Origin of the sequence: Citrobacter sp. ANG330 (assembly GCF_047467925.1) — a bacterium.
GTDB classification, from domain to species: domain Bacteria; phylum Pseudomonadota; class Gammaproteobacteria; order Enterobacterales; family Enterobacteriaceae; genus Citrobacter_A; species Citrobacter_A amalonaticus_G.
Map to the genome: position 1 here is coordinate 14,895 of NZ_JASJUI010000009.1, position 24,930 is coordinate 39,824.

Sequence of the window (24,930 nt, forward strand, 5' to 3'; positions counted from 1 at the left end):
CTGTTTGAATCAATATTATACCAACAGCAACAGCGTGGGAGCGCAGGACACCGTCAGAATAAATAATCTCGCCGGATAATAAACTCCCTCCTGATAATAAATAAACAGGCTGTCCAGGATATAGGGAGCATCATCTGTATGACAAAGGAATATGTAAAGAAGTGCCATATTGCCAGTTGGCCTGAAAATGATGTTTATTTTTCCAGGGGGATCTCTGTTCTGGCCAGAAAAGTTATTAATTCTCATTCTGGCCTGAATTATATGTTTATTAATCTTAACAGCTACACGCTAAGACTTTTTTTTCGATCGTTTTCGCAATTGAGCAAGAGTGGTTATCAGTTGATCATTATTTCAACCCAACGACTCATGCCGCTGGCTTTTTTCTGGCACCTGAAATGCCACGCCGTCAGTGCAATCTTCGAATCGCGTTGCTCTGTTCATGATGTCATTCGTGGTCTTGATACTGTCGCAACCGGGCGGCAAATCGTCTGGTCGTTACCGGGAGCCGCCTGTTTACTCTCTTCAAGAGACGTTTTGCTTCTGAGACATTATCTTGAAGGGGGAAGTATGGGCTACTTACAAGAGAAACACTGCCGCGCGTATTCCACTCTGCAAGCCTGGAAGACGGCTGTCGCACGTAAATTTAAAGTACGAAAACTCGAACACCTCCTTATTCCGAATTAATTATCATTCGCCAGCAAATATCCTGAAGCCCGAACGCCTCAGGAGAAGATTATAAGCAAGACAGACCTGCCCGTTAAATATGGACTTTATTAACTATGGATTTAGATATGAAACGCGTTTTTTATCATGCTTTTTTCCCCGCGTTATGCTTAACAACGTACCCGCTGACCGCGGCGGAAATGCTTCCCAATCCTTATCCACCCGTGCAAACGACCACTATGCCGGACAATTTATTGTCGAATCCGGATTATACGAATCACTGGGATTGGGTGAAAGGAACCTGGGAGAAAGGCTATTCCACTTTTTCCATCAAAGATAAAAAATATATTGCGAACCAGGAAATTGTGCTGATCAATCCTGCTTATTCTAAACAGGTCGTGACGTTATTAAATGAGTCGTACAGTTATAACAATACGTTGAACTCTGTACAGCTTAACATCGGTGACGGTATATCTGATCCCGCCGGTTCCGAAGCCGTGAATACCACGGTGAAAGGGGAATACACCAACAGTAAAGGGAATATTGAAACGGGCGTGTTGCAACTCAATGGCGATGGGAAAGCTTTCCATACACTCGTTGAGAATAACGGCGCTCTGACGATGAATGGTGATTCGCAAGCGTATGACACCGTAGTGAAAGCTGGTGGCAGACAGACTGTTGGCGGTCGTGCTTATGCCCAGGCGAATCTCATCGATGGCGGTATTCAGGTGCTCTCAGTCACCAGCACGGCGTTGGCTGAAGATACGATTGTGCAAAACGGCGGCCAGCAAATCATTTATAACGGGACCGCGAAAAACTCGCACATCGGCGCCAACAGCTACCAGCTTGCCAGCGGTCTGGCTTTAGATACGTACCTGTATAACGGCGCCTTTCAGCAAGTGTATAGCGGTAAAGGCGAAGAATTCGTCGCGGACCGCAATACCACTGTTTATGCTGGTGCGCGACAGACGATTACCTCTGGCATCTCAGAAAATGCACAGGTCTATGGCACGCAGGTGATTACCGGCGTAGATGGCCAGTGGAGCGGCGGAGACTGGGTTTCCGACAGCAATTCCAAAGTTCGCGTCAACGGGCAGCAGGCGAAGGATGCCACAATCCATGCAGGTGGTTTGCAACGTATTCAAACCGGCAATGCAGACGGGACGCAGGTCTATGGAACTCAGCTTGTTAATGGTCAGAAAGGGGGCTGGGTTGGGGGAAGCTGGGTTGAGCAGGCAGGGTGGACGGGCGGTATTCGCGCTAACGCGACAAATACGACGGTTCATGCGGGCGGCCTCCAGCAACTTGCCTGGTACGGTGAAGCGAGTAATACGGTTATCGATGGCGGCCGTCAGGAAGTACTTGCGCTGGGGCATATCTCGAACACAACGCTTCGCAATGGCGGGAGCAGCCTGATTGCTTATGGAGGGTATTCAACGGGGGCGCTGACGGTAGAAAACGGTTCTCTGACCATGGAGGGGGGAAGCACACACGACTGGACGGGAGATCTGGGCAAGGGAGCCTGGGCCGCGTCGGTGGACTTACAAGGCCCTTCTTCTGTTCTGTACTTAAAACACAATGCTGATACTGCGGAATCCGTCACGACGATTAAAGCCTTAACGCACAATGGGGTGGTCAACTTTAGTGCGCCAGAAGGACACAACGCGGGGCAATTTAACCGTCTTGAACTCACCACACTGGAGGGGACAGGAACTTTCGTCATGAACACCAACCTGTCCGGCGGGACGGGAGATTTTCTGAACGTTTCCGATTCCGTGACGGGGCAATTTAAGGTCACCGTCCATGATTCCGGAAGTGAGTTACGCAGTCGTGCTGCTAATCCTTATCACTTGATTTATGCGAATGGGAGCGGGGCGGACACCTTTGCGATGACTAACGGCAGCGTCGATCTTGGTGCGTACAAATATTATCTGGTGCATGGCGTCGATAGCGATAAGGATAACTGGTATTTGTCGCCGCAGGCGAATACGCCAGAACCGGGTCCGGATCCTGAGCCGGATCCCTCGCCTGAACCGAACCCTGAACCGGGAGTGAAGCCGGATTTATCAGAAAGCGCGAAAGCGGTCATTGCCATGGCGAATGTGACACCAACGTTATGGGACGCTGAGCTGTCAACGCTGCGAACTCGTCTCGGCGAAATTCGTCAGATGCGTGACCATGAAGATGGCGCATGGGGAAAATACATCAGTAGCCGCTACCGTGTTTCCACAGAGCATGTGGCTTACCGTCAGGATGTGAACGGTGTGATGTTAGGTGGCGATAAGCGTTTTGATTTAGAAAATAGCGCATTGATTGTGGGGAGTATGGCTTCCTATACGCGTGCGGATCTGGACTCATCCAGTACCAATGGCAAAGCGGACAGCTATGGTCTCGGACTGTATACGACCTGGTTACATAACAGCGGTTATTACGTTGATGGAGTGGTGAAAGCCAACTATTTCCGTACGGAGAACAACCCCTACTTCAATGGCGGGCGCACCCATGCGAAAGATAATACCGTTGGCGGCGGGGCTTCAGTGGAGATCGGGAAGCATATTGCGCTGGAAACATGGTTTGTTGAGCCTTATCTCCAGGCATCATGGTTTATTGGCGACCAGACCCATTACAAACTCGACAGCGGTATGTCGGTTAAAGCAGATGCTGCGCGATCATTAAAAGGGGAAACCGGGTTAACCTTCGGTAAGAATGTGACGCTGGAGGATGGGACACTGTTACAGCCCTATGCGAGAGTGGCCGTTCGTCATGAGTTTATGAAGAATAACGACGTCGTCATTAACCACACCGAGAAGTTCAAAAATGACCTGTCGGGGACAAGCGGCAAATACGGCCTGGGGATGACCGCGAAGCTAAACGACCGGTGGTCCGCATGGGGTGAAGTCAGCTACGAAAAAGGCCAACATATCGAGACGCCTTATAGTGGCCAACTGGGTATTCGCTACAGTTTCTGATCGTTCTGATTAAGCGTTTTATAACCCTCCTCCGCTTCATCAGAGGAGGGTTATTTGCAAATGTTTACCCCGCCCGGGCAAATTCAGCGGCTTCACTCATCAGCGCGTCATCCGGACGTACGCCGGTGTACATTGCGAACTGCTCGACGGCCTGCAACGCAATCACTTCTGCGCCGCTGATGGTCTTTTTACCCAGCGTCTGCGCCAGTTTGATCACCGGGGTTTCCGGTGGCAGGGCAACGGCATCGAACACCACGCTGGCGCTGGAGACCATAGCTTCGCTGTACGCCAGTTCATCGCTCTCTTTACCTCCGGCCATGCCGACGGGCGTGACATTGACCAGAATATCGCAGGCAATGCCTTCCGGCAGCGGCTGCCACTGAAAGCCATACTGTTTCGCCAACGCCGGGCCGCTGTCCCGGTTACGAGCGGCGACGATCACATCGCGAAAACCGGCGTCACGAAAGGCGGCAATCACCGCTTTGCCCATCCCGCCGCTGCCGCGAATCATCACCCGCCCAGCGGTGTCGAGCTGGTGGCTGGCAATCAGGCTTTTTACCGCAATATAGTCGGTGTTGTAGCCCGTCAGCCTACCGCCGTCATTGACGATGGTATTGACGGAATCAATGACTTTCGCCGATGGATCGACCGCGTCGAGAAACGGCATACAACTCTCTTTAAACGGCATCGAGATCGCGCAGCCACGAATACCTAATGCGCGAACCCCTTTCACCGCCGCTTCGATATCCTGGGTGGTGAATGCCTTGTAGATGAAATTTAAACCCAACTTTTCATACAGATAGTTGTGAAAGCGGGTACCAAAGTTGCCGGGCCGACCGGCAAGCGACATGCACAACTGGGTGTCGCGGTTAATCATGTTAAATCTCCTCGGCGTGCGACAGTAAATACTGTTCGGCTTCCTTAGACCAAATCCCGTGATGACGTTCCAGAATAGCGCACAGCGCGGGATCGTCAATCTGGCTGAGAGCAGTGAGCGGTAACGCTTTCCCGGTATAGACCAGCTTTTTACCGCCGCCCACTTTCGGCAGCTCCAACGTGGTTTCTCCTGCGGCATTCAGCCCAAGAATGTGGGTGACCACTTTGGCCGCCTGCACTTTCTTCTCTTCGATCAGTTTGACCGCCGCGCGCATGTCGTCAGTGTTCCCGCCCGAGGTGCCCACGTAGTGAGTGAAGGCATAATGCACGTCGTAGAAGTTGATCGGGGCGCTGAACTGCTTGTCCTGCGGGCCGGCAAAGAAGTTCATGCAGCCGTCAGGGGCGAGCAGGGAAGAGGCCAGGGTGACCAGTTGTTCATTCGGCACGAAGACAAAAATATCATCAAAACCGTGGCCGCCGGTCAGCGCCATCAGCGTGTCGTAAGCGGCATCCTGTGCGTGCAGATAGTGGATCAACGTTTGCGGTTCAGAAGGATAGTGTTTACGGGCATAGCTCAGCTTGTCGTGGTTGGTATCGGTCACCACCAGTAACGCCGGGTTGATCGGGCCATGCAGCGCGTAGTCGATCGCCAGCAGCCCCATTGGCCCTGTCCCGCCGAGGATCAGCGTGCGACCCTGCGGGCGAATACCCATAGTATGGTTATAGGAGCCCTCTTGCAGGTGGTAGTTGGCGTTGAACGCGCCGATCACGCAGGAGAGCGGCTCGACCAGCGATCCTTCAAAGTAGGTTTCGCCTTCGTAAGCCAGCAGGCAATCCTGTTCCATCACCACGTTGGGGATCACGACGTGCGTGGCTTCGCCGCCTACCCACGGGAAGGAGTAGCCGGGGCAATCCGGGCGATCCGCCAGTTGCAGATTCGCCTGAATCACATAGCGCTGGCCGGGCTGGAACTTGTGCTGCCACTTTTTCCCCACGGCGATAATATCACCGCAGAACTCGTGGCCGATGATGATCGGGTGGGTCGCTACATCGTCTGGCACCTTTTTATGATCTTCACCCTGATTAGCCTCTTTCCAGGAGGAGAGGCACAGGCTGTCGGTGACCACTGTCGCCAGAATTTCATCGTCCTGCATTTCTGGAAGTTCGAACGTTTCCAGGCGCAGATCGCGTTTGCCATAAAGGCGCAGAGCTGTTGTTAACATATATTCCACCTCATGTTGAGCGATAGCCCCGGCTTACCACCGGGGCGAAAAAATCAGGACAGGAAGCCCAGTGCGTTACCAATAATCCCCAGACCAAACAGGGCGAAGATCAGCCATACCGGGTTAATTTTCTTGTTGAGCAGACGTACCATCAGCATCGTCAGGCCCAGCGCCAGCAGGCCGGGGCAGAGTTGGTCAAGGATGTTCTGCACGGTCATCGTGACGGTGCCGCCGTCCGCGCCGGGGGTTTGCGATACCACCAGTGGCACATTGATGCTGGTCCACTTGGTGACCAGCACCCCCATCACAAACAGGCCGAGAATCGATGCGCCTTCGGTCAGTTTTTGCAGCAGATTGCCGCCCATGTCACTGACGATGTTGACCCCTTTGTTGAAGCCAATTTGCAGGCCATACCATTTCATCGCCAGACGGACTGCGTTGAAAATAAAGAAGAACAGCAGCGGGCCGAGCACGTTGCCGGACAACGCCAGCGACGCGCCGAGCGCGGCGGTGATCGGTCGTAGCGTGCCCCAGACCAGCGGGTCGCCAACGCCCGCCAGCGGCCCCATCAGACCGACTTTGATGCCGTTAATCGCGCCATCATCGATTTCCGCCCCGTTCGCTCGCGCCTCTTCCATCGCGGCGGTCACGCCAATCACCGGGCCGCACACCGCGGGCGTGGTGTTGAAGAACACCAGATGACGCTTCAGTGCCGCCACCTGATCTTCTTTTAGCGGGTACAGGCGCTTGATGGCGGGGATCATGTCGTAGCAAAAACCCAGCCCATGAATACGTTCAAAGTTGAAAGACGCCTGTTGCAGGTTGGAGCGAACAAACATGCTAAACAGGTCAGATTTGGTCAGTTTTTTCTGTTCCATGATGGGCTCCGTTAGTCATCAAGCTGGTCAAGGGCGGTGGAGGAGGCGGCCTGCGTCTGCGGTTCGGCTTTACGCCATTGCGGGTTCAACTGGATGTAGACCAGCGCAATAATCGCGCCGACGCCGCCAAAGGCCAGTAAACTCAGGTCGAGGTAACCCCCGGCGATAAAACCGAGGAAGAAGAAGGGCATCAGGTACTTCACGCCCATCATGCGCAGCACCATGGCGTAACCGACCACCACGATAAATCCACCGGCAATCTGCAGGCCGCGAGTGACGAATTCCGGGATGGCGTTGAGCATATTGCTGACCATATCGGCACTGACAAACAGCGAGACAATTAACGCCGGGATGGCGACGCGGAGTGCCTGTACGCCCAGCGCAGAGACATGAAGGATGTCGATGGTGCGAAAACGTGCGTCTTCTGCGGCCTTATCCGCCGCATGCTGGAACACCACGGTGATAGTTCGGGCAAAGACGGTCAGGACCTGACCTGCCGCCGCCACCGGCAGTGCGATAGCGATACCGGTCGCGATGCTCTGTTGGCCGACAATCACCAGAATGGCGGAGATAATGCTGGCGAGCGCGGAGTCCGGAGATTGCGCGGCACCCACGTTCATCCAGCCAAGCGCGATCAGCTCCAGCGTTCCGCCGAGCATCACCCCGGTTTTTAAATCACCGAGGATCAGGCCGATCACCGTACAGGCAATAAGTGGGCGGTGGGTCTGAAATTCATCCAGCACGCTGCCCATTCCGGCAATACAGGAAAATATAAATATGGCGATAATTTGTAGGGTACTGATTTCCATAATAGGTCACCTTAAAATGTGAACATCCCTGCCTGTTAAAGCATTTACACGTCGTTTTCAGTGGCTAAATTACTCGTCTCATCCATGAGACTCGCCCTGACGGACCGTCGCTTCGCAACGTTCAAATCTGTTCCTGACAGATTTGTGACTCATCCCCAGTTACATCGTTATCCATGTTCCAGTGGATTCACTCATTTGCCGCTGCGATGCATCCAGAACGACGGTGTAATAAATACAGGCGCTTTTATTTATTCCGCGAACGACAGTTCTTTTATTTTTTCGAGAATATTAATGGAGGGATCGGAGGCGACCACACGTAAATCCAGGGTGACGCCAAATTTATCCAGTTCGCGAAACGCATTAATATCATCGTCATCTAAGGATACGGCTTTGGTTAATTGTTTTTTACCTGGTCGCCAGGCCATGCCGCCAATATTTAAGGTGGAAATTTTTACGCCCTGTTTGACCATCGCCAGCGCATCCTGGGGGCGGGTAAATAAATAAAATACAGTCTCGTCCTGATATTGTGGGTTATGATAAACCGCGACGGCTTTTTCGATATTCACCACGTTGACCTTCATTCCCGGTGGGGCGGCCTGGCGTAATAATGTCCGGCGCACTTCATCGTTATAAACGTCGTCATTACAGATAATAATCCGCTGGGCATTCGCCACCTTCGACCAGACGGTGGTGACCTGACCGTGGATCAAGCGGTCATCAATACGGGCAAGGGTAATATTCATCAGAAATCCTCTTCGGTCGTTTCCAGATGCTGCCAGACCACGCAGGTTTGTTGTGCAATGGTCGTCAGGTGTTCGCACAGTTCATCCACATTCATACTGCTCTGGTTATCCACCAGTTCCAGCGCCAGCGGCAGGGAAAGTCCGCTGATCACCCGGAGGTTCGGGTTGCGCATCGCCAGCGTTGCCGCGGCGTTCCACGGACTGCCGCACTGTAAATCGACGGCAATCAGCCATTCACTGTCAGTGTGAGCACTTACCAACTTTTCCAGCTTTGTGACGATGTCGCTGGCGTTCTCGCCGGGGACAAAAGCGACCGCCTCAACGTTGGCGTCACCGTAGACCATTTGCACCGATTCCAGCATGGCGCAGGCCAGTTTTCCGTGAGCACAGAAGATTGCATTGACCATAACGTCTCCTTAGCCGCGCGTTTTTCCGCCCGCAATGTTAGTGGTTACTCCGGTAATATAGCTGGCACGTTCTGACAAAAGATAACAAACGAAATCAGCAACTTCGCTCAGGCGTCCCGAACGGCCAATCGGAATCGCGTTCTTGCTATAGCCTTCACGCAGCTGATCAACGGTGATATTGCGGGTCCAGGCCAGCGCCTCTTCATATTCCGGCGTGCGCAGTCCCGTTTTTTCCAGAATCCCGGGAGCAATGCCGACCACGCGAATGCCGTGTTTGCCCAGTTCTTTTGACCAGGAGCGGGTGAAGCTATTCAGCGCCGCCTTCGTTGCGGCATAGCAGCTTTGACCTTCTGACCCTTCCAGCCCGCTTTCCGAAGAGACGTTGACGATAACGCCGTTACGCTGTTTCACCATCTGGCGCGCCACTGCCTGTGACATTAAAAACACGCCTTTCTGGTTGATATTGACCATTTTTTCAAACGCGGCTTCGTTTAATTCATACTTTCCAGCCGGCGCTTTTTCATCAACCAACAGACGGGGAAAGTTAACGCCAGCGTTATTGACCAGACCGTCAATACGACCAAAGCGCTGGATGATTTCATCCACGGTGTGATTAACTTCTTTGGCGCTGGAAATATCTGTCGGCCAGAAGTGGTAGTCGTTATTACCTTCATGTTTTGCTTCGCCGCCATGAATATCCGCCATCTGGACATTCGCGCCTTGTGCTAATAATTCTTCGACAATGGCTAAGCCAATTCCGGATGCGCCGCCGGTTACAATAATGACTTTATCCTGTAGATTTAACCACGTTTGCATAATTAACTCCCAAATTCAGAGAAGGGGATCCTGCATAAAATAAATTACGTCAGGATCAAGATGAATATATTTACTTCAACAATAATTCAGCGGTATGGCTATTTGTGACCAGAGCATTAATATATTTTCCACGTAATGCGCCGAGAATGCCGCTAAGCTTTTCTTCACCCATCGCGATACCGATGGAATAACGTGCTTGCTTTAATTTGTTGGTTTCGATGGAGAGCGTTTTTTCGCTCATCGTGGTCTCCACCGTCACGCCGTTACTGTCGTAAAAGCGCGAACAAATGTCTCCCGCAACCTGCCGGGCATGCAGGTCGTCACTCTCTTCGCTGCCGTAAAAGGCGTGCCAGTTTGCACCGTCGCGAATGGCCGGAGAACCGATCCCTACCAGCGCAACATCCAGATTGTCCCAGTAGGCAGAAATCGACTTAAAGTGCTGGGACTGCATGATACCGTTGCGAATCAATGGGTTTTCCAGCAGAGCCGGAAAATCAGCCAGGTGTGATTCGCCTTTCAGCTTTGCCGCTGCGCCGTAGGTCAGCGTATTGACGTGATAGCGGCTCTCTAGCTTCCCGGATGGCCCGCCGATGATCGGCACGCAGATCAGCTGGCGTGACTGGCTGGCAGGCGACAACCCTTCGACCAGTGCGCGTACTGCACGTCCCCAGGAAAAACCAATGATGTCGCCGGGTTCCAGTAAACGTTCCAGCAGTTGCGCGCCGTGCACGCCCATCATGGCGAGTTGTTCCTCTTCCTGCTCGTTGTCGCAGGTAATTACCACCGCTTCTTTGAGGCCGAATCGTTGTTTAAGCTGCTGTTCCAGCCACAGGTTTTCGTTGTAATCGTAGTTGATGGCGATAGTAACGATGCCCTGTTCACGGCCGCGTTTCAGCAGGCGGCTGATGGTGGTGCGATAAATCCCCAGTTCACGGGCGATCTGCGCTTGTGTCATATCCTGTTCGTAGTAGAGCTGCGCTATTTTTACGATCAGGCGGATATCATCACTGTTTTCCATCGCCATTTGTAGACTCCTGCACATTTGTGCAAATCACCAATCTGCCCTCTTGATCTGATATAACCTCATAAAAGCGGGAGTTCAAAGCGATTTTCTCTTCTTTGCGCGTCCTGAACTGGCGATTAATGTTGCACATATGATGTGCGGAGCGATCGTTGTTGGCACAGATGTGCACATAATCCTAATGTATTGATTCTGCTAGTGTTCATTCAACAAAATTGCACGAAAAGATCGGGGACACTTTTGTGTCGAAAGGTGTGGCGGATCACAAATAGCGCTGAGGCCATTTTGCACGATTATTTTTTATCGCCAGCAAGGTAGGGTATATTCCGCATTCAAAGGAGAAATTATGCTGCCCGACTCATCAACAACACGACTCAACAAATACATCAGTGAAAGCGGAATCTGCTCGCGTCGCGAAGCGGATCGCTTCATCGAGCAGGGGAACGTCTTCATTAATGGCAAACGCGCCACCATTGGCGACCAGGTGATGCCTGGCGACGTCGTGAAGGTGAATGGTCGGTTGATTGAGCCGCGTGAAGCGGAAGATCTGGTTTTTATCGCGCTGAACAAGCCGGTGGGGATCGTGAGCACCACCGAAGACAGCGAACGCGACAATATTGTTGATTTTGTTAACCACAGTAAGCGCGTGTTCCCGATTGGCCGTCTGGATAAAGATTCCCAGGGACTGATCTTCCTGACCAACCACGGCGATCTGGTGAATAAAATCCTGCGTGCCGGTAACGATCACGAAAAAGAGTATCTGGTCACGGTCGACAAACCGGTTACGGATGAGTTTATTCGTGGGATGAGTGCCGGCGTGCCGATTCTGGGGACTGTCACCAGGAAATGTAAGGTGAAGAAAGAGGCGCCGTTTGTATTCCGCATTACCCTGATCCAGGGGCTGAACCGTCAGATCCGCCGCATGTGCGAACATTTTGGTTATGAAGTGGTGAAACTTGAGCGTACGCGCATCATGAACGTTGGCCTGTCCGGTCTGCCGCTGGGGGAATGGCGCGACCTGACGGATGATGAGCTGATCACGCTGTTTAAGCTTATTGAAAACTCTTCTTCAGAGGCGAAACCAAAGGCGAAAGCGAAGCCGAAAACGGCGGGAATCAAGCGTCCGGTGGTGAAAATCGAAAAGACGGCGGAAAAAGAGAAATCACGCCCGGCGGCAAACGGTAAACGCTTTACCTCGCCAGGGCGTAAGAAGAAAGGACGTTAACGTCGACCGCGCGTTGGCGTATTCGCAGACCAGGAAAATGACGCTTCAGTATCCGGTTTATAAGCCTGCTTTTTCTTCAACTGGCGGGCTTTTTTTGCCTCGGCTTCGCGCAAGACCATCAGCTTATCAATGTACTCTTTCTTCACGCTGTTGGTCTCTGCGTTAGTCAACTGACGACCGTGCGCGATACGAGCGCGGTCCAGCAGCGTTTTCAGTTCGCGCTGTTCGCGCTCGGTCATCTCTTTTTGGGTAATACGGGGGAGTGCCATACGGTTGCCCTCTGTCTGCCTGGTGATTTCAGTGTACGGCAATACGCCACGGGCGGATAGCGCTCAGTCAGCAATACGCAGTTTTCCGGCAAAATCCTGCTGTGTATAACCCGTTGTTTTAAATCCCTTATCCGTAATGACGTGATCGATCTCTTTGAGGGTGGCGATACACATCACGCCGTCCTGGCCAAATTTAGTATGGTCAGCGAGAATCACGGATTTTTTACTCATCGCAATCATCGCTTTGGCAACGTACGCCTCGTCAAAGCTCTTCACGAGTATGCCATGCTGCGGCGAAATGCCGCCCGCACCGATAAAGCAAATGTCAGCGTGAATCGCATTGATCTGCTGGCACACTGAGACGCCCAGGTTGGCGCGAAAATGGTAATCGTATTCACCACCCAGGACATAAACCCGGGCCTGGAGATTATGCTCTTTTATTTTATCGGCAATTAAGGCGGAATTGGTAATAACAGAAAAGGCGAGCGGCGGTAAGAGTTCGGCAAGGATAAGGTTGGTAGTACAGGAATCAATAAAAAGCGTATCGCGTTCGCTGACCATTGCGGCAGCGAGTTTACCTATCGCTATTTTTTCTTCGCGATGCGCATCAATTCTCGCGCCAAACGCATCTTCCTGAACCACCTGTTTTTTGACCGCGCCACCGTGAATTTTGGTGATTTGACCTTCAGACTCCAGCAATGAGAGATCGCGGCGAATGGTTTCTGAGGTCACGTTCAGCGTTTCTGATAATTTAATAACGGTCACTTCACCGAATTTGTTTAATTCATCAAGAATATGTTTTCTTCTTTTAATCGGGTTCATTATTTTCCGCCAGGGTCGAACTTTGCCGCATGGTAACTGGATGCGCAGAGCAACGCAACCACTCCAGCGCGCAGACGATACCCTCATCATCATTGGTGGTGGTCACATACCGGGCCTGACGTTTCACGCTAGCTGGCGCGTTGCCCATTGCGATGCCGAATCCGGCAATGGCAAACATGCTGATGTCGTTTTGCTGATCGCCAATGGCGGCAATCTCAGTGGTTGGCTGATTTAATTGGCGGGCGATTTCATTTAGCGCATAGCCTTTATTTATTTCGCTACGTTGAATATCAATATAATTCCCACCAGTGATTGTCGCCTTATAGTCATTGGGTAACTGACGATTAATTTCCTGACATAAATCTTCGAGCCTGGCGTGTTCTGCCACCAGCGTAATTTTAAATATATCTCGACGATTAAAGATATTCCCTGGTGCGGCGCTAATAAGCGGTAACTCAAATAAACTGGCCTCATAGGATGTCCACGGGGCGATAAGGCGATCGTAGCGATGATAAATCGCTTGTGCAGTAAAAAAATGGTGAGGATAACGAGACAGCGAAATATGGCGGTCAATATCTCTGAGATCCATCCGGGTGAGGGGCGCAGAATGCAGAATCCGTTGCGACGCCAGATCAAGGATCTGTCCGCCGTTGAAGCCGGCGCACCAGTCAAACAGCATTGCCACTTGCTGCTGTTGTAACAGGCGCGCCATTGAAGAGACCGGTCTGGCGGAACAGGCAGCCAGCAGACCGCCGCGTTGGCGAAAGTCAACCAGCGCCTGACGTGTGCGTGACGTGATAGTCTTCTGCGACGTCAGCAGTGTTCCATCCAGATCGGTGACCAGTAGCATTATTATTCTCTGTCGTTATGCATGTGCGATAAACGGAGTCACAGCCTCTTTGGCTGCATTGCAGACCATATTGTCGATTGCCGTGCCGACGACCAGGATATTAACGCCGGTGTCCTTAAACGCTTTGGCATTGGCGAGGTTAATGCCTCCTTCTGCCAGCGTCGGGACATCCACCGCGCCAACCAGCGCCCGAAGACGGTCTTTAATCATCTGCGGGATGTCGCCTGCCGCCACGCCTTCATAGCTCATGCCGGTCATCAGGCCTATCATATCGACGCCAATTTCCTGCATGCGCTTCGCCACGCTGGCGACTTCTTCCGGCGTACGTGCCGGAATACCGAAGGTATGCAAATCATCCGGGTGACCAATGTAGGCATCCACGGTCAGGCCATACTGATGGGCAAGGTTGACGATGTCCTGCAGGTCGTCCCAGTCTGATTTATGGGTATGTAAACCGTCGGCCCCGGCGCGGGCAATCTCCAGAATCTCCGTTTCAGTGAGGGGGACGGGCAGCGTTTCGGTAAACCCGCCCGCAATGCCCACGGTGATGAAGATGTCGTCCGGGACCACATTACGCACGCCATGCACCGCTTCTGCCATCTGACCGTTGGTGATTTCGTGGCGGATTTGCTCCGCCGCGTGCATGTTACTCACCCCTTTGTGTCCGCGCGCCAGCGCCAGCGCAGGATGGTTCGGCTCGAGCAGTTTCACGCCTGCCTCACAGACCGCTTTTGCCAGGCGCGCATCGTCGCCGGTGATCCCCGTGCTGAGGATGGTTTGCCCGCCGTGCAGCGCAATGGCATCTTTCACTTTTTGTAACGCTTTGGCGCGTTTTTTATTCATATCGCCTTTAAACATGGTGTACCTCTGGTGTTGGTGCATTTATTAACGGGCAGACGCCACAGATTCACTCTGTACGACAGCCTTAAAACGGTTCGCAATGAGGGTGGTGATACAGGTCATTGCCATGACAGTGACCATCACAATCGCCATCTGCAGCGCATTACTGGATAAGAACGGTGAGGCGAACGCCGGGACGTAGGCCACCCCTTTAACATTAAAGAAGCCGAGCATCATGCCGCCCATTCCGGCCCAGAAGATGGCGGAACCAAAGACGATTTTGTTGGCGAACATAAAGGGGTAGGCGGATTCCACAAACGTTCCGAAGCCCAGGTTGATAAGCAGGCCCGGTGTGGCGACGGCCGCTTCGCTTTTTTCGCGTGGCGCGATGACGTTAGCCAGGTTGATGCCGGCCGCAACCATCACCAGACCCACCATATCTACGGCACCGAGGAAGCTGACGCCGGATTTCTCCATCTCCAGCAGCACCAGTGGAAGAATGACCGCGTGATAGACACCGCCCAGAATGGCTGGCCAGATCACCAGACCGGCCAGCAGCCCGGCAAGAATCGGACTGAATGCCAGCGTGCTTTCGATAGCCAGCTTGATGTAGTTACCGGCGGAGAGCGCCAGGGGGCTCAGCAGATAGTGCATGATCAGGCCTGCAGCCAGACCCGAAATCCCGCCGGCGACGATGTTGACGGTGGTCATCGGGAAGCGCCAGTTCAGGCACAGCTCAAACAACCAGCGCACAAAAATCCCGGCCATCAGACCGCCGATAATGCCCCCGATCAGGCCGCCTTCCACGGAAAGCACCCCGGCGACGACCCCAGCCACAATGGAGACTTCATCGAGTTCGGAAATCTGTTTTGCCGCCAGCACGGCAACCAGCACCGGCAGTCCTTTCAGCAGGATTTCAAAGATATCGTTGAGTTTTTCCAGCCCGGGAATATGGCTCAGGGCGAGTACGATCGCCATCGCGATAAAGCCCGGCAGCGCCGGGATCATGATGCTGCGGATGTTAAAGCGTTTAAGCAGACTCTTTCCGGAACCGCCTTGTGCAGGCGAGGCGCTACCCAACTGAGGTTTGTATTTAATACCCCAGTATTTACACAGCGAGGCGACGAAAGAGACCGCGCGAGTGCGGCTGGTGGTGCCGGTTGTGCCTGAGGTGGCGACCACATTGGCGCCCTTGGCGGCGACCAGTGCCATCGAGGTGCCGCCGGTGCCGACAATAGGCGTTTTCATCTCTACGGCGGCATCAAAAACGGCCTGGTTTGCTTTTACCGGATCGGCGCTCATCACCACGATCCCGTCGATCTCACCGCTGCGGATCATCCCGGCTATCTGGCGATCGCTCTCGACGACGGAAGCATTCACCTCGGAGAGTTTGCCCTGAAAGATGCGCTGTGGTTTTGTGTTGTTTTCTGTGGTTAAGGCATAGACGGCTGCCGGAGTGTCAGGTTTGGCGACATCCATCGACGCTTCTGCCGCTATGAACTGTACGGCAGCGACAGTGACACCCGCGGCTTCACACTGCTGATAAATCTCCTGGAGCAACTTCTCTGGCTCAGCGCCACCCAGGTTGTAGAGGTTGCCTCCACTGCTTCCAATAATCGCAATTTTTTTCATAGCGGCCTCAAAGAAAGATAGGGTAAGGGGGTTATCTGTGTTGTAGTGGAATCATATTCCCAATCAAAACAAAATAAAGCAACATGAAAAGATCGAGGGTAATGACATGCAAAGTGAGGTTTTTTTTATAATGATTTGAAAATAAAATGATTTTATTGTTTTTTGTTTTGTGTTGTTATTTGTTGTTTTGTGATGAGGTTCAAATACTGCCCCAGGAGTTGAAGCACAAGAAGAAGGAATAACCCGGAAAGCGCCTCGCAGCTTATGCCTTCCTGGAGTGACGACACGTCTTATCTGAATTAGTTTACCTGCGCAGAGATGATGCGCTTATGTTTTACTCATCAGGCGCGTATAAAATTTTATACATGGATGTGGTATGCTACTCAATACGCGGGTACGTAAATCTGTCGCCTGGATCGGGAATTCTTTCGAAGACTTGCGCGATTTCCCGCCTGAGGTACGTAAAGATGCAGGTTATCAACTACATCGCATCCAGGTGGGATTAGAGGCTGCTGACTGGAAACCGATGCCGCAGATTGGGCGTGGCGTTGAAGAGATCCGCTTGCGAAATGAATCTGGAGCGTATCGGATTATCTATCTTGCCCGCTTTGAGGATGTCGTCTATGTGCTGCACTGTTTTAGTAAGAAAACACAGCGGACTTCCCGGCAGGATAAACACATCGCGCAGGTTCGCTTTCAGGCGGTCTGTCAGCAACACAGGAGTCGTCAATGAGCCACGTAGTGGATACTAAAATTCGTCATGTCACTTCTGCACAAACCAATATTTTCTCTGAGTTAGGTTTTGATGACACTGAAGCAAAACAACTTCAGCAAGATGCAGAACGTGAAGTGGAGCAACTCATCCGTCTCAAACAACAGCTCATGCAGGAGATCGCGGTCTGGATTGACGAAAATCACATGAAACAGTCAGAGGCGGCGGTGAGGTTAAATATCTCGCGGCCCCGGGTTTCTGATGTCGTTAACCAGAAAACGAATAAATTTACCCTGGATGCCCTGGTCATGATGCTGGCGAAGTTAGGGAAACCGGTGACTGTGCTGGTAGGTTAGGCCCGGTTTGTCGCTATGCCGGGCCTGTGCTTTTAACTTTCTTTCACTGTATTCCGTTGCTGTTCATCAATCGGTTTACCGGACCAGTACCCCGCCAGCAGGGAGCCGGAAAGGTTGTGCCAGACGGAGAACAGCGCGCCAGGCAGGGCCGCGAGAGGGCCGAAGTAGATTTTACCCAGCGCAGCGGCGAGACCGGAGTTTTGCATGCCGACCTCGATCGCCAGCGTGCGGCAGGTTGACTCGTCAAAGCCAAACAAGCGCCCGCCCCAGTAGCCGCCGAGCAGGCCGATGGTGTTGTGCAGGATCACCGCGATAATCACCACGAAGCCGACGGACGCGATATGTGCGGCGGAACCCGCAACCACTGCGCTGATGATCGCCAGAATGCAGACCATCGAAAATGCGGGCAGGTAAAGTTCAACGGCCTTCACGACACGCGGGAACAGGTGGTGGATCACCAGGCCCAGCGCAATTGGAATCACCACAATCTGCAAAATACTGAGCAGCATCCCCATCACATCCACCTGAATATGCGCATCGACATACAGACGCGTCAGTAGCGGTGTGGCGACCACGCCCACCAGGGTGGAGACGGAAGAGATCGTTACCGAGAGGGCTACATCGCCTTTCGCCAGATAGATCATGACGTTAGATGCCGTGCCGCTGGCGACGCTACCGACCAGCACCATCCCGGCGGAGAGTTCCGGCGGCATGTTAAATGCCATCGCCAGTATCCAGGCCGCCAGCGGCATCACCAGATAGTGCAGAAAAATTCCCGCCGCAACTGGCGCCGGGCGTGAGAGCACACGTTTGAAATCATCCACTTTCAGATGGACGCCCATGCCGAACATAATCAGCATCAACAATGTGGTCACCCACGGACCGACAGGCGTAAAAGTGGATGGCGTGTAATACGCAATAACCGAGAGCAGCAGCGCCCATAACGGGAACAGCCGGGTGAGTGTGGCGAGCATGTTGTTTTCCTTGCACGTATGTTGTGTTTGCTTGTTATTCACGGGTTGGGATCGAGCCCAACCATCGTTATTGTGTATCGTGTGAAGGAGTATTATTCAACCAAATTATGTTGATGCTCTGACTTTGAGATTTTCCCAGCTCAGGCCAAACCGTGCCAGGTACTTACGCAGACGGTCGGCGTCGTTGGGATTCGCTTTCTTTTGTCGCGAGACGGCGAAGAGTTCACGTCCGGCTTCGGACAACGATGCGCTGCGACGACAAACCTCAAGCACGGTTTCCAGTTGGCGGCGATCAAAGAGGTCGAGTTCCATCTCCAGTTCCGGTTGCGACGTTGCCTCTCCCCAACTCTCCTGCAAAAGCGCAATCTCTTCGTCGACGAGGGCCAGCGTGATACGCCCTTGCTCAGCCAGCGTCGCCATTCGCGCGACAGAGGCGCTCAGTTCGCGGAAATTGCCGCGCCACTGCGCCTGCGGCGAACAGGAAAACGCCAGATAGCGTTCTCGCGCCTCTTTATCAAAACGAATCTGATTCTGTCGGCTGCGGGAGAAGCGTTGCAGCTCATACTCCACGTTAGGGGCGATGTCTTCACGTCGCTGCGCAAGGCCGGGCAGGGCAAAGCGCCACATGTTTATCCGTGCGTAGAGATCTTCGCGAAAACGCCCTTCGGCGACCCACTGCGGCATATCGCGATGGGTGCCGGCAATCAACTGGAAGTCGCTGTGCACCTCTTTATCTGAGCCAAACGGGAAGAAGGTTTTTTCCTCGATCGCTTTCAGCAGCATGGCCTGTTCATCCAGCCCCAGTTCAGCAATCTCATCCAGAAACAACACTCCGCCGTCGGCTTCGCGTAACAGTCCGGTTCGCGACGACAGTGCGCCCGTAAACGCGCCTTTCACATGACCGAACAGTGTTGACATGGCGTTATCGCCGCGCAGAGTGGCACAGTTAACCGCCACCAGTTTTCCGCCCACCAGATGCCGCGACTGGCGAAGTTGAAAAATCCGTTTTGCGAGGAAGGATTTCCCCGCGCCCGTGGGCCCGGTGAGCAGGATAGGATCGCCAGAGCGCAAAGCAACGCGTTCAATACGGTCAATCAGTTTATTGAACGTGGCATTGCGCGTCTCGATACCGGCTTTGAGGAAGGCGACCGATTGCTGCTGCTCACGCTGAAAACGACTGGTGAGCGTGGCATAGCGGCTTAAATCAAGGTCGATCACCGAACAGGTGCCCGCAGCAACGTCCTCTGGTAGCGCGCCCTTCGGCGCGGGGCCGGTTTGTAGCAGACTCGCAGGCAAATAGCGGGCTTCCGTCAGCAGAAACCAGCAAATTTGTGCCACGTGGGTGCCGGTAGTGATGTGCACCAGATACTCTTCATTCTCGGTATCGAAGGTGTAGTGGGTGGCAAAGTCGAGGAACGCGGCGTAGACCTCTTCGAAATCCCACGGATCAGCAATGGGGATGGCATGTGGACGAACCTCAGTATGTGGAGAGAGCAGGCTAATATCTTCCGCTAATTGCTGACACATCCCGGCATCGCGTGGCTGGTGGATAAGCTCCAGCCGATCGACCGGGAAATCCGGCTGTTGGCACAGTCCGACCGTGGGCCGCCATTTCTTTAACCGGTTTGCCCGTTTGCCGCGCTTATCCAGCACTGTGCCCAGTACGCCAATCACCACCCGCCGCTTTTTCATGCTTATCCTAAAAGATAAAGTTCGATATTTAAGGATAAAAAATAGGGGCGGTATCTGCAATCATCATTATTAGCGATAAAAATTAATTCATTATTAATCAATAGACTAAAAAATAACTTCGTCTTTTTCTCGTTCTGGCACGCTTCTGGCAGTAACTCTCTCGTCAACACGTTGAAAGCGCAGGGGGTTAAACCCCGCCGGCACGTCAGGAACGGATGAGGCTGTATTCCGGAGGTGTTCCGTCAACCGATGACACCTGAACAATGGGTTCGATTCCCGATTCATTCTCCCAATGAAACTGGTTGTTAATCATAGAAATAAAAACGGGCGCTGCGCAGTTAACAGGCCCCAAAACAGGTCGCCGGTCACGATGCCGCGCCGCAGGCAAAAGGGAATTCCCCTGTGGCCTCGCCTCCGCACCCGCACCTGACTTGATAAGGAAAAAAGAAAAATGACGAAGAAAATCACGATCCGTAAAGGGCAATTAGGTCTGTTAGCCAAAAACGGCGACTACTATCAGGTTCTGGAGGCGGGTGAACACCGCCTGCCGTGGTTCAATACGCCAGAGGTGCTGGTGGTTAACCTGGACGGCAGCGAAGTACCGGAAGCGCTGGCGAATTATTTACGCCGCTTTCAGCCGGACTGGGTAACGCGTTACGGTCTGGCTGTTGATCTGAACGATAACGAAGCGGGCGCGCTGTACATGAATGAGGTGTTGCAGGAGATTCTGCCGCCGTCGACGCGCCGTATGTACTGGCGAGCCGACGAGGCGTTGAAACTGGTACGTATGGATACGCGTCAGGTTCAGGTGCCTGCTGAGGTCATGAATGCGGTCCTGCAACCGCGACGTAACGGCGCGGTAAAAGGTCGTGAAGCGATACTCACCGTGCAGGTTCCGGCCTGGCATGCGGGGGTATTGAAAATTGACGGCGAGACGCAGGCACTGCTGCCGCCGGGTCTGACGGCATACTGGAAGGTGAATCATCTGGTTGACGCCGAAGTGGTGGATACCCGTTTGCAGGTACTGGAAGTGGGCGGTCAGGAAATTTTGACTAAAGATAAGGTCAACCTGCGCCTGAACCTGGCGGCGAACTGGCGTTACCGCGATGTGTTGCAGGCGTTTGCGCAGCTCACTAAACCGCTCGATCATCTGTACCGCGAACTGCAGTTTGCGCTGCGTGAGGCCGTCGGGACGCGCACGCTTGATGAGTTGCTGGAAGATAAACAGGTAATTGATGACGTGGTCAGCGCGCAGGTGAAAGACCGCATGGCGCCATATGGTATCGACGTGGCGTCGTTGGGCGTGAAGGACATCGTATTGCCGGGGGATATGAAAACGATTCTGTCCCGTCTGGTTGAAGCGGAAAAATCGGCCCAGGCCAATGTGATCCGCCGTCGTGAAGAAACGGCGGCGACGCGCTCGCTATTGAATACGGCGAAAGTGATGGAAAACAACCCGGTAGCACTGCGCTTAAAAGAGCTGGAAACCCTCGAAAGAGTAGCCGAGCGTATCGATAAAATTTCGGTATTCGGTGGCCTGGACCAGGTTCTGCACGGCTTAGTGAACATTAAAGGATAAGAAACATGGCACATAACGACTATGCGCTGTTGACGTCGCAGAACGCGGCGCCGGTGAAAATGTGGACGCACGGCGTCCCAGTGGAACCCGAGGCGCGCCAGCAACTACTCAACACGGCGAATATGCCGTTTATTTTTAAACATCTGGCGGTCATGCCGGATGTGCATCTGGGGAAAGGGTCAACGATTGGCAGCGTCATCCCGACCAAAGGGGCGATTATTCCGGCGGCAGTGGGGGTGGACATCGGCTGTGGGATGATTGCGGTACGAACCTCGCTGCTGGCTGGCGATCTACCGGATAACCTCAGCGGGTTGCGGAGCGCGATTGAACAGGCCGTTCCTCACGGGCGAACCAATACGCGTTCCCGTCGTGATAAAGGAGCGTGGGACACGCCGCCAGAGGAGGTGAGTACTCACTGGGGGACACTGGCACCGCGTTTTAAACGCCTGACGGATAAATATCCCTCGCTGCTGAAAACCAATCACTATAAGCATCTCGGAACGTTGGGAACCGGTAATCACTTCATTGAGGTGTGTCTGGATGAGCAGCAGCGGGTCTGGGTGATGTTGCACAGTGGTTCGCGTGGCGTGGGGAATGCCATCGGTAACGTTTTTATCACGCTGGCGCAGCAGGATATGCAACAACATATCGCGAATTTGCCTGACCGAAACCTGGCGTATTTCCAGGAAGGGAGTCGGCACTACAACGACTACATCGAAGCCGTGGAATGGGCGCAGGATTTTGCCCGACAAAACCGGGAAGTCATGATGTCCCGCGTGCTGGCCGCGCTGTCACGTAGCGTGAGTAAACCGTTTATCACGCAACAAGAAGCCGTGAATTGCCACCATAACTACGTGCAAAAAGAACGTCATTTTGGTGAAGAGGTGCTGGTCACGCGTAAAGGCGCCGTTTCCGCGCAAAAAGGCCAGATGGGGATCATCCCCGGGTCGATGGGGGCGAAAAGCTTCATTGTGCGTGGGCTGGGAAATGAAGAAAGCTTCTGCTCCTGCAGTCATGGAGCGGGAAGAACCATGAGCCGAACGGCGGCTAAAAAACGCTTTACTGTGGCGGATCAGATCCGTGCGACGGCCCACGTTGAATGCCGTAAAGACAGCGAGGTGATCGACGAAATTCCGATGGCCTACAAAGACATTGATGCCGTAATGGCGGCGCAGTCTTCGCTGGTAGAAATTGTGCATACGCTGCGACAGGTGGTGTGTGTAAAAGGATAAAAGAAGATGACGAAAAATGCAGTGAGTGCCGCGATGCGCGAACGGGTCACGCGGCAGCTCAAAGAGATAGAAACCCGCTACGGCGTCAGGGTACTGTATGCCTGCGAGTCGGGGAGTCGCGGCTGGGGATTTGCCTCGCCGGATAGCGATTACGATGTGCGGTTTTTGTATGTTCATCCGCCGGAGTGGTATCTGCGGGTTGATGCGCCGCGTGACGTGATCGAGCTGCCCATCGACGATGAGCTGGATGTGTGCGGCTGGGAGTGGCGTAAAGCGCTGGGTCTGCTCAAGGGTGCTAACCCAACGCTAATCGAGTGGCTGGATTCCCCGGTGGTTTATCAGCAGGATGATGCTACGGTCAGGGCGCTTAAGGCGATGATACCGCAGTGGTTTTCTCCGCTTCGTGCGCGCTGGCACTACTACTCAATGGCGCGAAAAAACTTTCGCGGTTATTTGCAGGGAGAAGCGGTGCGTCTGAAAAAGTACTTCTACGTCCTGCGTCCGCTGTTGGCGGTGCGTTGGGTTGAAGCAGGAAAAGGCGTTCCGCCCATGCGTTTTGCCGAACTGCTGGCGGGAAGCGATCTGGATGCGCCGTTACGTCAGGAAATAGATGAACTGCTGGCGCGCAAACAGCGGGCGGGAGAGGCGGAGTATGGTCCGCGTCGTCCGCTGCTGCATGCGTTTATCCACGCCGAACTGGCGCGAGGCGAAATCCCGCAAACGTTGCCGGATAGCCGCGAAGGCGATGTGAAGGCACTGGATCGACTGCTTTACGAGACGGTGATGTCATGACCGTGTTGCCCGATGACGCTTGCGCTTATCGGGCCTACAACGGCTGGCATTCAGGCCTGTGTCACTCAAACAAGTTATGGTGCAGCTTCTGTACCACCTGTTCTGCCTCGGTGCCAGGCACCAGGAAACAGAGGTTATGGCTGGAGGCGCCATAACAAATCATGCGAATATTGAACGGTTCCAGCACGCCGAAGACCTCTTTACCAACGCCGCAGGCTTTCGACAGATCGTTACCAATCAGCGCGACCAGCGCGAGACCCTCTTCTACTTCCACCCGACACAAGGCCGACAGTTCCATCAATAGCGACTGCGTCAGCAGCGTATCGCCGGTGGAGGTGGAACCGGTGGTGTCCAGCGTCAGCGCCACGCTCACTTCAGAGGTGGTGATCAAATCCACGGAGATATTATGGCGCGCCAGAATGCCGAACACTTCGGCCAGGAAACCGCGCGAGTGCAGCATATTCAGGCTATGCAGGGTCAGCAGCGTCTGCTTACGACGCAGCGCCAGCGCACGGAACAGCGGTGGATTCTGCGTTTTGTTACAAACCAGCGTGCCGCCCGCTTTCGGATCTTTACTGGAGCCAACGAAGACCGGGATATCGCTGCGCACCGCAGGCAGCAGGGTGGCCGGATGCAGCACTTTTGCGCCGAAGGTGGCCATTTCCGCCGCCTCTTCAAAGGCGATTTCATCAATGCGTTGCGCCGCAGGCACCACGCGAGGATCGGTGGTGTAGATACCCGGCACGTCCGTCCAGATATCGACACGTGCGGCATGCAGCGCTTCGGCCAACAGGGCGGCCGTGTAGTCGCTGCCGCCGCGTCCGAGTGTGGTGGTGCGCCCTTTGCCTTCGCTGCCGATGAACCCTTGCGTGATCACCAGCCCTTCGCTCAGACGCGGGGTCAGTTGCAATGTTGCCAGCTCCGCCAGCGCTGCCACGTCAGGTTCGGCACGACCAAAGCGATCGTTGGTTCGCATCACTTTACGCACATCGAACCACTGCGCCTGAACGTTACGCTCACGCAGGATCTCAACAAACAGCAGGGTGGACATCAGTTCGCCGTGGCTGACCAGTTCATCCGTCAGCGCCGGGGAGGTGGCTAATGAGGCCGCTTCCGCCAGCGTGGTGATATTTTCCAGCAGGCGTTCAATCTCTTCACGAATAACGTTGGGATAACGCAGACGCTCCAGGATATCGAACTGAATTTTGCGGATGGCGTCGAGTTTCTCAAAGCGGGCCTGTGGTTCCAGTCCTTCTGCCAGTGCAACCAGCAGATTGGTGATGCCAGCGGAAGCGGAGAGCACCACTACGCGCACGTTTGCATCGGAAAGCACCACGTCGGCGCTGCGGTTCATGGCATCAAAATCAGCGACGCTGGTACCGCCAAATTTGGAAACAACGATTTCTGTCATAACAACCTCGTGTCAGGGAGTGAGAAAGCGACCTGGGCACAAAGGCAGAACAGAAACCGGTGCAGGCGCAAATACCGTATTTATAAATAAAATGTGCAGAGGACACTGTCAACGCCGGGATTATGCGGATTTTTCATGC

General features: G+C 53.6%; 24 protein-coding genes. 8 read left to right on the forward strand and 16 right to left on the reverse strand.

Annotation, left to right across the window (positions count from 1 at the left end; genetic code table 11):
* Nucleotides 1-138 precede the first annotated feature (138 nt).
* Nucleotides 139-684 (forward strand): hypothetical protein, encoded by a 546-nt coding sequence (locus tag QNN88_RS17850; RefSeq protein ID WP_414241392.1) that lies wholly within the window; start codon nucleotides 139-141, stop codon nucleotides 682-684.
* A gap of 107 nt (nucleotides 685-791) precedes the next feature.
* A complete protein-coding gene (locus QNN88_RS17855; RefSeq protein WP_414241393.1) occupies nucleotides 792-3,632 on the forward strand; it encodes an autotransporter outer membrane beta-barrel domain-containing protein in 2,841 nt (946 codons plus the stop codon).
* A 64-nt stretch (nucleotides 3,633-3,696) separates the two neighbouring features.
* Here the strand turns inward: QNN88_RS17855 and QNN88_RS17860 are convergent, their stop codons facing one another.
* The 8 genes from QNN88_RS17860 to QNN88_RS17895 form a co-directional block, all read right to left on the reverse strand.
* Nucleotides 3,697-4,509 carry a shikimate 5-dehydrogenase gene (locus QNN88_RS17860; RefSeq protein ID WP_414241394.1) on the reverse strand — a complete coding sequence of 271 codons (813 nt, stop codon included), beginning with the start codon at nucleotides 4,507-4,509 and terminating at the stop codon, nucleotides 3,697-3,699.
* A gap of 1 nt (nucleotide 4,510) precedes the next feature.
* Nucleotides 4,511-5,731 (reverse strand): L-sorbose 1-phosphate reductase, encoded by a 1,221-nt coding sequence (gene sorE, locus QNN88_RS17865; RefSeq protein ID WP_414241395.1) that lies wholly within the window; start codon nucleotides 5,729-5,731, stop codon nucleotides 4,511-4,513.
* A 53-nt stretch (nucleotides 5,732-5,784) separates the two neighbouring features.
* Nucleotides 5,785-6,609, reverse strand: a complete 825-nt coding sequence (locus QNN88_RS17870; protein WP_046493831.1) for a PTS system mannose/fructose/sorbose family transporter subunit IID — start codon at nucleotides 6,607-6,609, stop codon at nucleotides 5,785-5,787.
* 11 nt (nucleotides 6,610-6,620) lie between these two features.
* Complete coding sequence (locus QNN88_RS17875; RefSeq protein WP_414241396.1) at nucleotides 6,621-7,418, reverse strand: PTS mannose/fructose/sorbose transporter subunit IIC; 798 nt, start codon at nucleotides 7,416-7,418, stop codon at nucleotides 6,621-6,623.
* A gap of 248 nt (nucleotides 7,419-7,666) precedes the next feature.
* The gene (locus QNN88_RS17880) at nucleotides 7,667-8,161 is read right to left on the reverse strand and encodes a mannose/fructose/sorbose PTS transporter subunit IIB (protein WP_414241397.1); all 495 of its coding nucleotides are present in this window, start codon (nucleotides 8,159-8,161) and stop codon (nucleotides 7,667-7,669) included.
* Nucleotides 8,161-8,568 carry a mannose/fructose/sorbose PTS transporter subunit IIA gene (locus QNN88_RS17885; RefSeq protein WP_414241398.1) on the reverse strand — a complete coding sequence of 136 codons (408 nt, stop codon included), beginning with the start codon at nucleotides 8,566-8,568 and terminating at the stop codon, nucleotides 8,161-8,163. The genes QNN88_RS17880 and QNN88_RS17885 overlap by 1 nt, the downstream gene beginning before the upstream one ends.
* A gap of 9 nt (nucleotides 8,569-8,577) precedes the next feature.
* Entirely contained in the window at nucleotides 8,578-9,384 is an 807-nt protein-coding gene (locus QNN88_RS17890; RefSeq protein ID WP_042999006.1) for an SDR family oxidoreductase, read from the reverse strand.
* Between the two features lie 70 nt (nucleotides 9,385-9,454).
* Nucleotides 9,455-10,402, reverse strand: coding sequence for a sugar-binding transcriptional regulator (locus QNN88_RS17895; RefSeq protein ID WP_414241517.1), 948 nt, complete (start codon nucleotides 10,400-10,402; stop codon nucleotides 9,455-9,457).
* Between the two features lie 349 nt (nucleotides 10,403-10,751).
* Between QNN88_RS17895 and rluF the strand changes: the two genes are divergently transcribed.
* Nucleotides 10,752-11,630, forward strand: coding sequence for a 23S rRNA pseudouridine(2604) synthase RluF (gene rluF / locus QNN88_RS17900; RefSeq protein WP_414241399.1), 879 nt, complete (start codon nucleotides 10,752-10,754; stop codon nucleotides 11,628-11,630).
* On the opposite strand, the gene QNN88_RS17905 is transcribed toward rluF, so the two are convergent.
* From QNN88_RS17905 to QNN88_RS17925, 5 genes are all read right to left on the reverse strand, one after another.
* Nucleotides 11,627-11,899 carry a DUF3811 domain-containing protein gene (locus tag QNN88_RS17905; RefSeq protein ID WP_414241400.1) on the reverse strand — a complete coding sequence of 91 codons (273 nt, stop codon included), beginning with the start codon at nucleotides 11,897-11,899 and terminating at the stop codon, nucleotides 11,627-11,629. The genes rluF and QNN88_RS17905 overlap by 4 nt on opposite strands.
* A gap of 63 nt (nucleotides 11,900-11,962) precedes the next feature.
* Nucleotides 11,963-12,721 carry a DeoR/GlpR family DNA-binding transcription regulator gene (locus tag QNN88_RS17910; protein WP_414241401.1) on the reverse strand — a complete coding sequence of 253 codons (759 nt, stop codon included), beginning with the start codon at nucleotides 12,719-12,721 and terminating at the stop codon, nucleotides 11,963-11,965.
* On the reverse strand, nucleotides 12,708-13,571 hold the full coding sequence (locus QNN88_RS17915) for a Cof-type HAD-IIB family hydrolase (RefSeq protein ID WP_414241402.1): 864 nt from the start codon (nucleotides 13,569-13,571) through the stop codon (nucleotides 12,708-12,710). The genes QNN88_RS17910 and QNN88_RS17915 overlap by 14 nt, the downstream gene beginning before the upstream one ends.
* A 15-nt stretch (nucleotides 13,572-13,586) precedes the next feature.
* Nucleotides 13,587-14,429, reverse strand: coding sequence for a histidine biosynthesis protein (locus tag QNN88_RS17920; RefSeq protein WP_102603271.1), 843 nt, complete (start codon nucleotides 14,427-14,429; stop codon nucleotides 13,587-13,589).
* A 27-nt stretch (nucleotides 14,430-14,456) separates the two neighbouring features.
* The gene (locus tag QNN88_RS17925) at nucleotides 14,457-16,043 is read right to left on the reverse strand and encodes a PTS sugar transporter (protein ID WP_414241403.1); all 1,587 of its coding nucleotides are present in this window, start codon (nucleotides 16,041-16,043) and stop codon (nucleotides 14,457-14,459) included.
* 376 nt (nucleotides 16,044-16,419) lie between these two features.
* On the opposite strand from QNN88_RS17925, the gene QNN88_RS17930 reads away from it, so the two are divergent.
* Both QNN88_RS17930 and QNN88_RS17935 read left to right on the forward strand, forming a co-directional pair.
* On the forward strand, nucleotides 16,420-16,776 hold the full coding sequence (locus tag QNN88_RS17930) for a type II toxin-antitoxin system RelE/ParE family toxin (RefSeq protein ID WP_414241404.1): 357 nt from the start codon (nucleotides 16,420-16,422) through the stop codon (nucleotides 16,774-16,776).
* Nucleotides 16,773-17,111 (forward strand): helix-turn-helix domain-containing protein, encoded by a 339-nt coding sequence (locus QNN88_RS17935; protein WP_414241405.1) that lies wholly within the window; start codon nucleotides 16,773-16,775, stop codon nucleotides 17,109-17,111. Before QNN88_RS17930 ends, QNN88_RS17935 begins: the two co-directional genes overlap by 4 nt.
* A gap of 32 nt (nucleotides 17,112-17,143) precedes the next feature.
* On the opposite strand, the gene panS is transcribed toward QNN88_RS17935, so the two are convergent.
* Both panS and rtcR read right to left on the reverse strand, forming a co-directional pair.
* The gene (panS, locus tag QNN88_RS17940; RefSeq protein ID WP_414241406.1) at nucleotides 17,144-18,085 is read right to left on the reverse strand and encodes a ketopantoate/pantoate/pantothenate transporter PanS; all 942 of its coding nucleotides are present in this window, start codon (nucleotides 18,083-18,085) and stop codon (nucleotides 17,144-17,146) included.
* 105 nt (nucleotides 18,086-18,190) lie between these two features.
* Complete coding sequence (gene rtcR, locus QNN88_RS17945) at nucleotides 18,191-19,777, reverse strand: RNA repair transcriptional activator RtcR (protein ID WP_414241407.1); 1,587 nt, start codon at nucleotides 19,775-19,777, stop codon at nucleotides 18,191-18,193.
* A 451-nt stretch (nucleotides 19,778-20,228) separates the two neighbouring features.
* Between rtcR and QNN88_RS17950 the strand changes: the two genes are divergently transcribed.
* The 3 genes from QNN88_RS17950 to QNN88_RS17960 are packed head-to-tail and all read left to right on the forward strand — an operon-like array spanning nucleotide 20,229 to nucleotide 23,380.
* Nucleotides 20,229-21,356 carry a slipin family protein gene (locus QNN88_RS17950; RefSeq protein WP_414241408.1) on the forward strand — a complete coding sequence of 376 codons (1,128 nt, stop codon included), beginning with the start codon at nucleotides 20,229-20,231 and terminating at the stop codon, nucleotides 21,354-21,356.
* 5 nt (nucleotides 21,357-21,361) lie between these two features.
* Complete coding sequence (locus QNN88_RS17955; protein WP_414241409.1) at nucleotides 21,362-22,588, forward strand: RtcB family protein; 1,227 nt, start codon at nucleotides 21,362-21,364, stop codon at nucleotides 22,586-22,588.
* A 6-nt stretch (nucleotides 22,589-22,594) separates the two neighbouring features.
* Nucleotides 22,595-23,380 carry a DNA polymerase beta superfamily protein gene (locus tag QNN88_RS17960; RefSeq protein WP_414241410.1) on the forward strand — a complete coding sequence of 262 codons (786 nt, stop codon included), beginning with the start codon at nucleotides 22,595-22,597 and terminating at the stop codon, nucleotides 23,378-23,380.
* Between the two features lie 61 nt (nucleotides 23,381-23,441).
* On the opposite strand, the gene lysC is transcribed toward QNN88_RS17960, so the two are convergent.
* Entirely contained in the window at nucleotides 23,442-24,791 is a 1,350-nt protein-coding gene (lysC, locus tag QNN88_RS17965; protein ID WP_042999018.1) for a lysine-sensitive aspartokinase 3, read from the reverse strand.
* Between the last annotated feature and the right edge of the window lie 139 nt (nucleotides 24,792-24,930).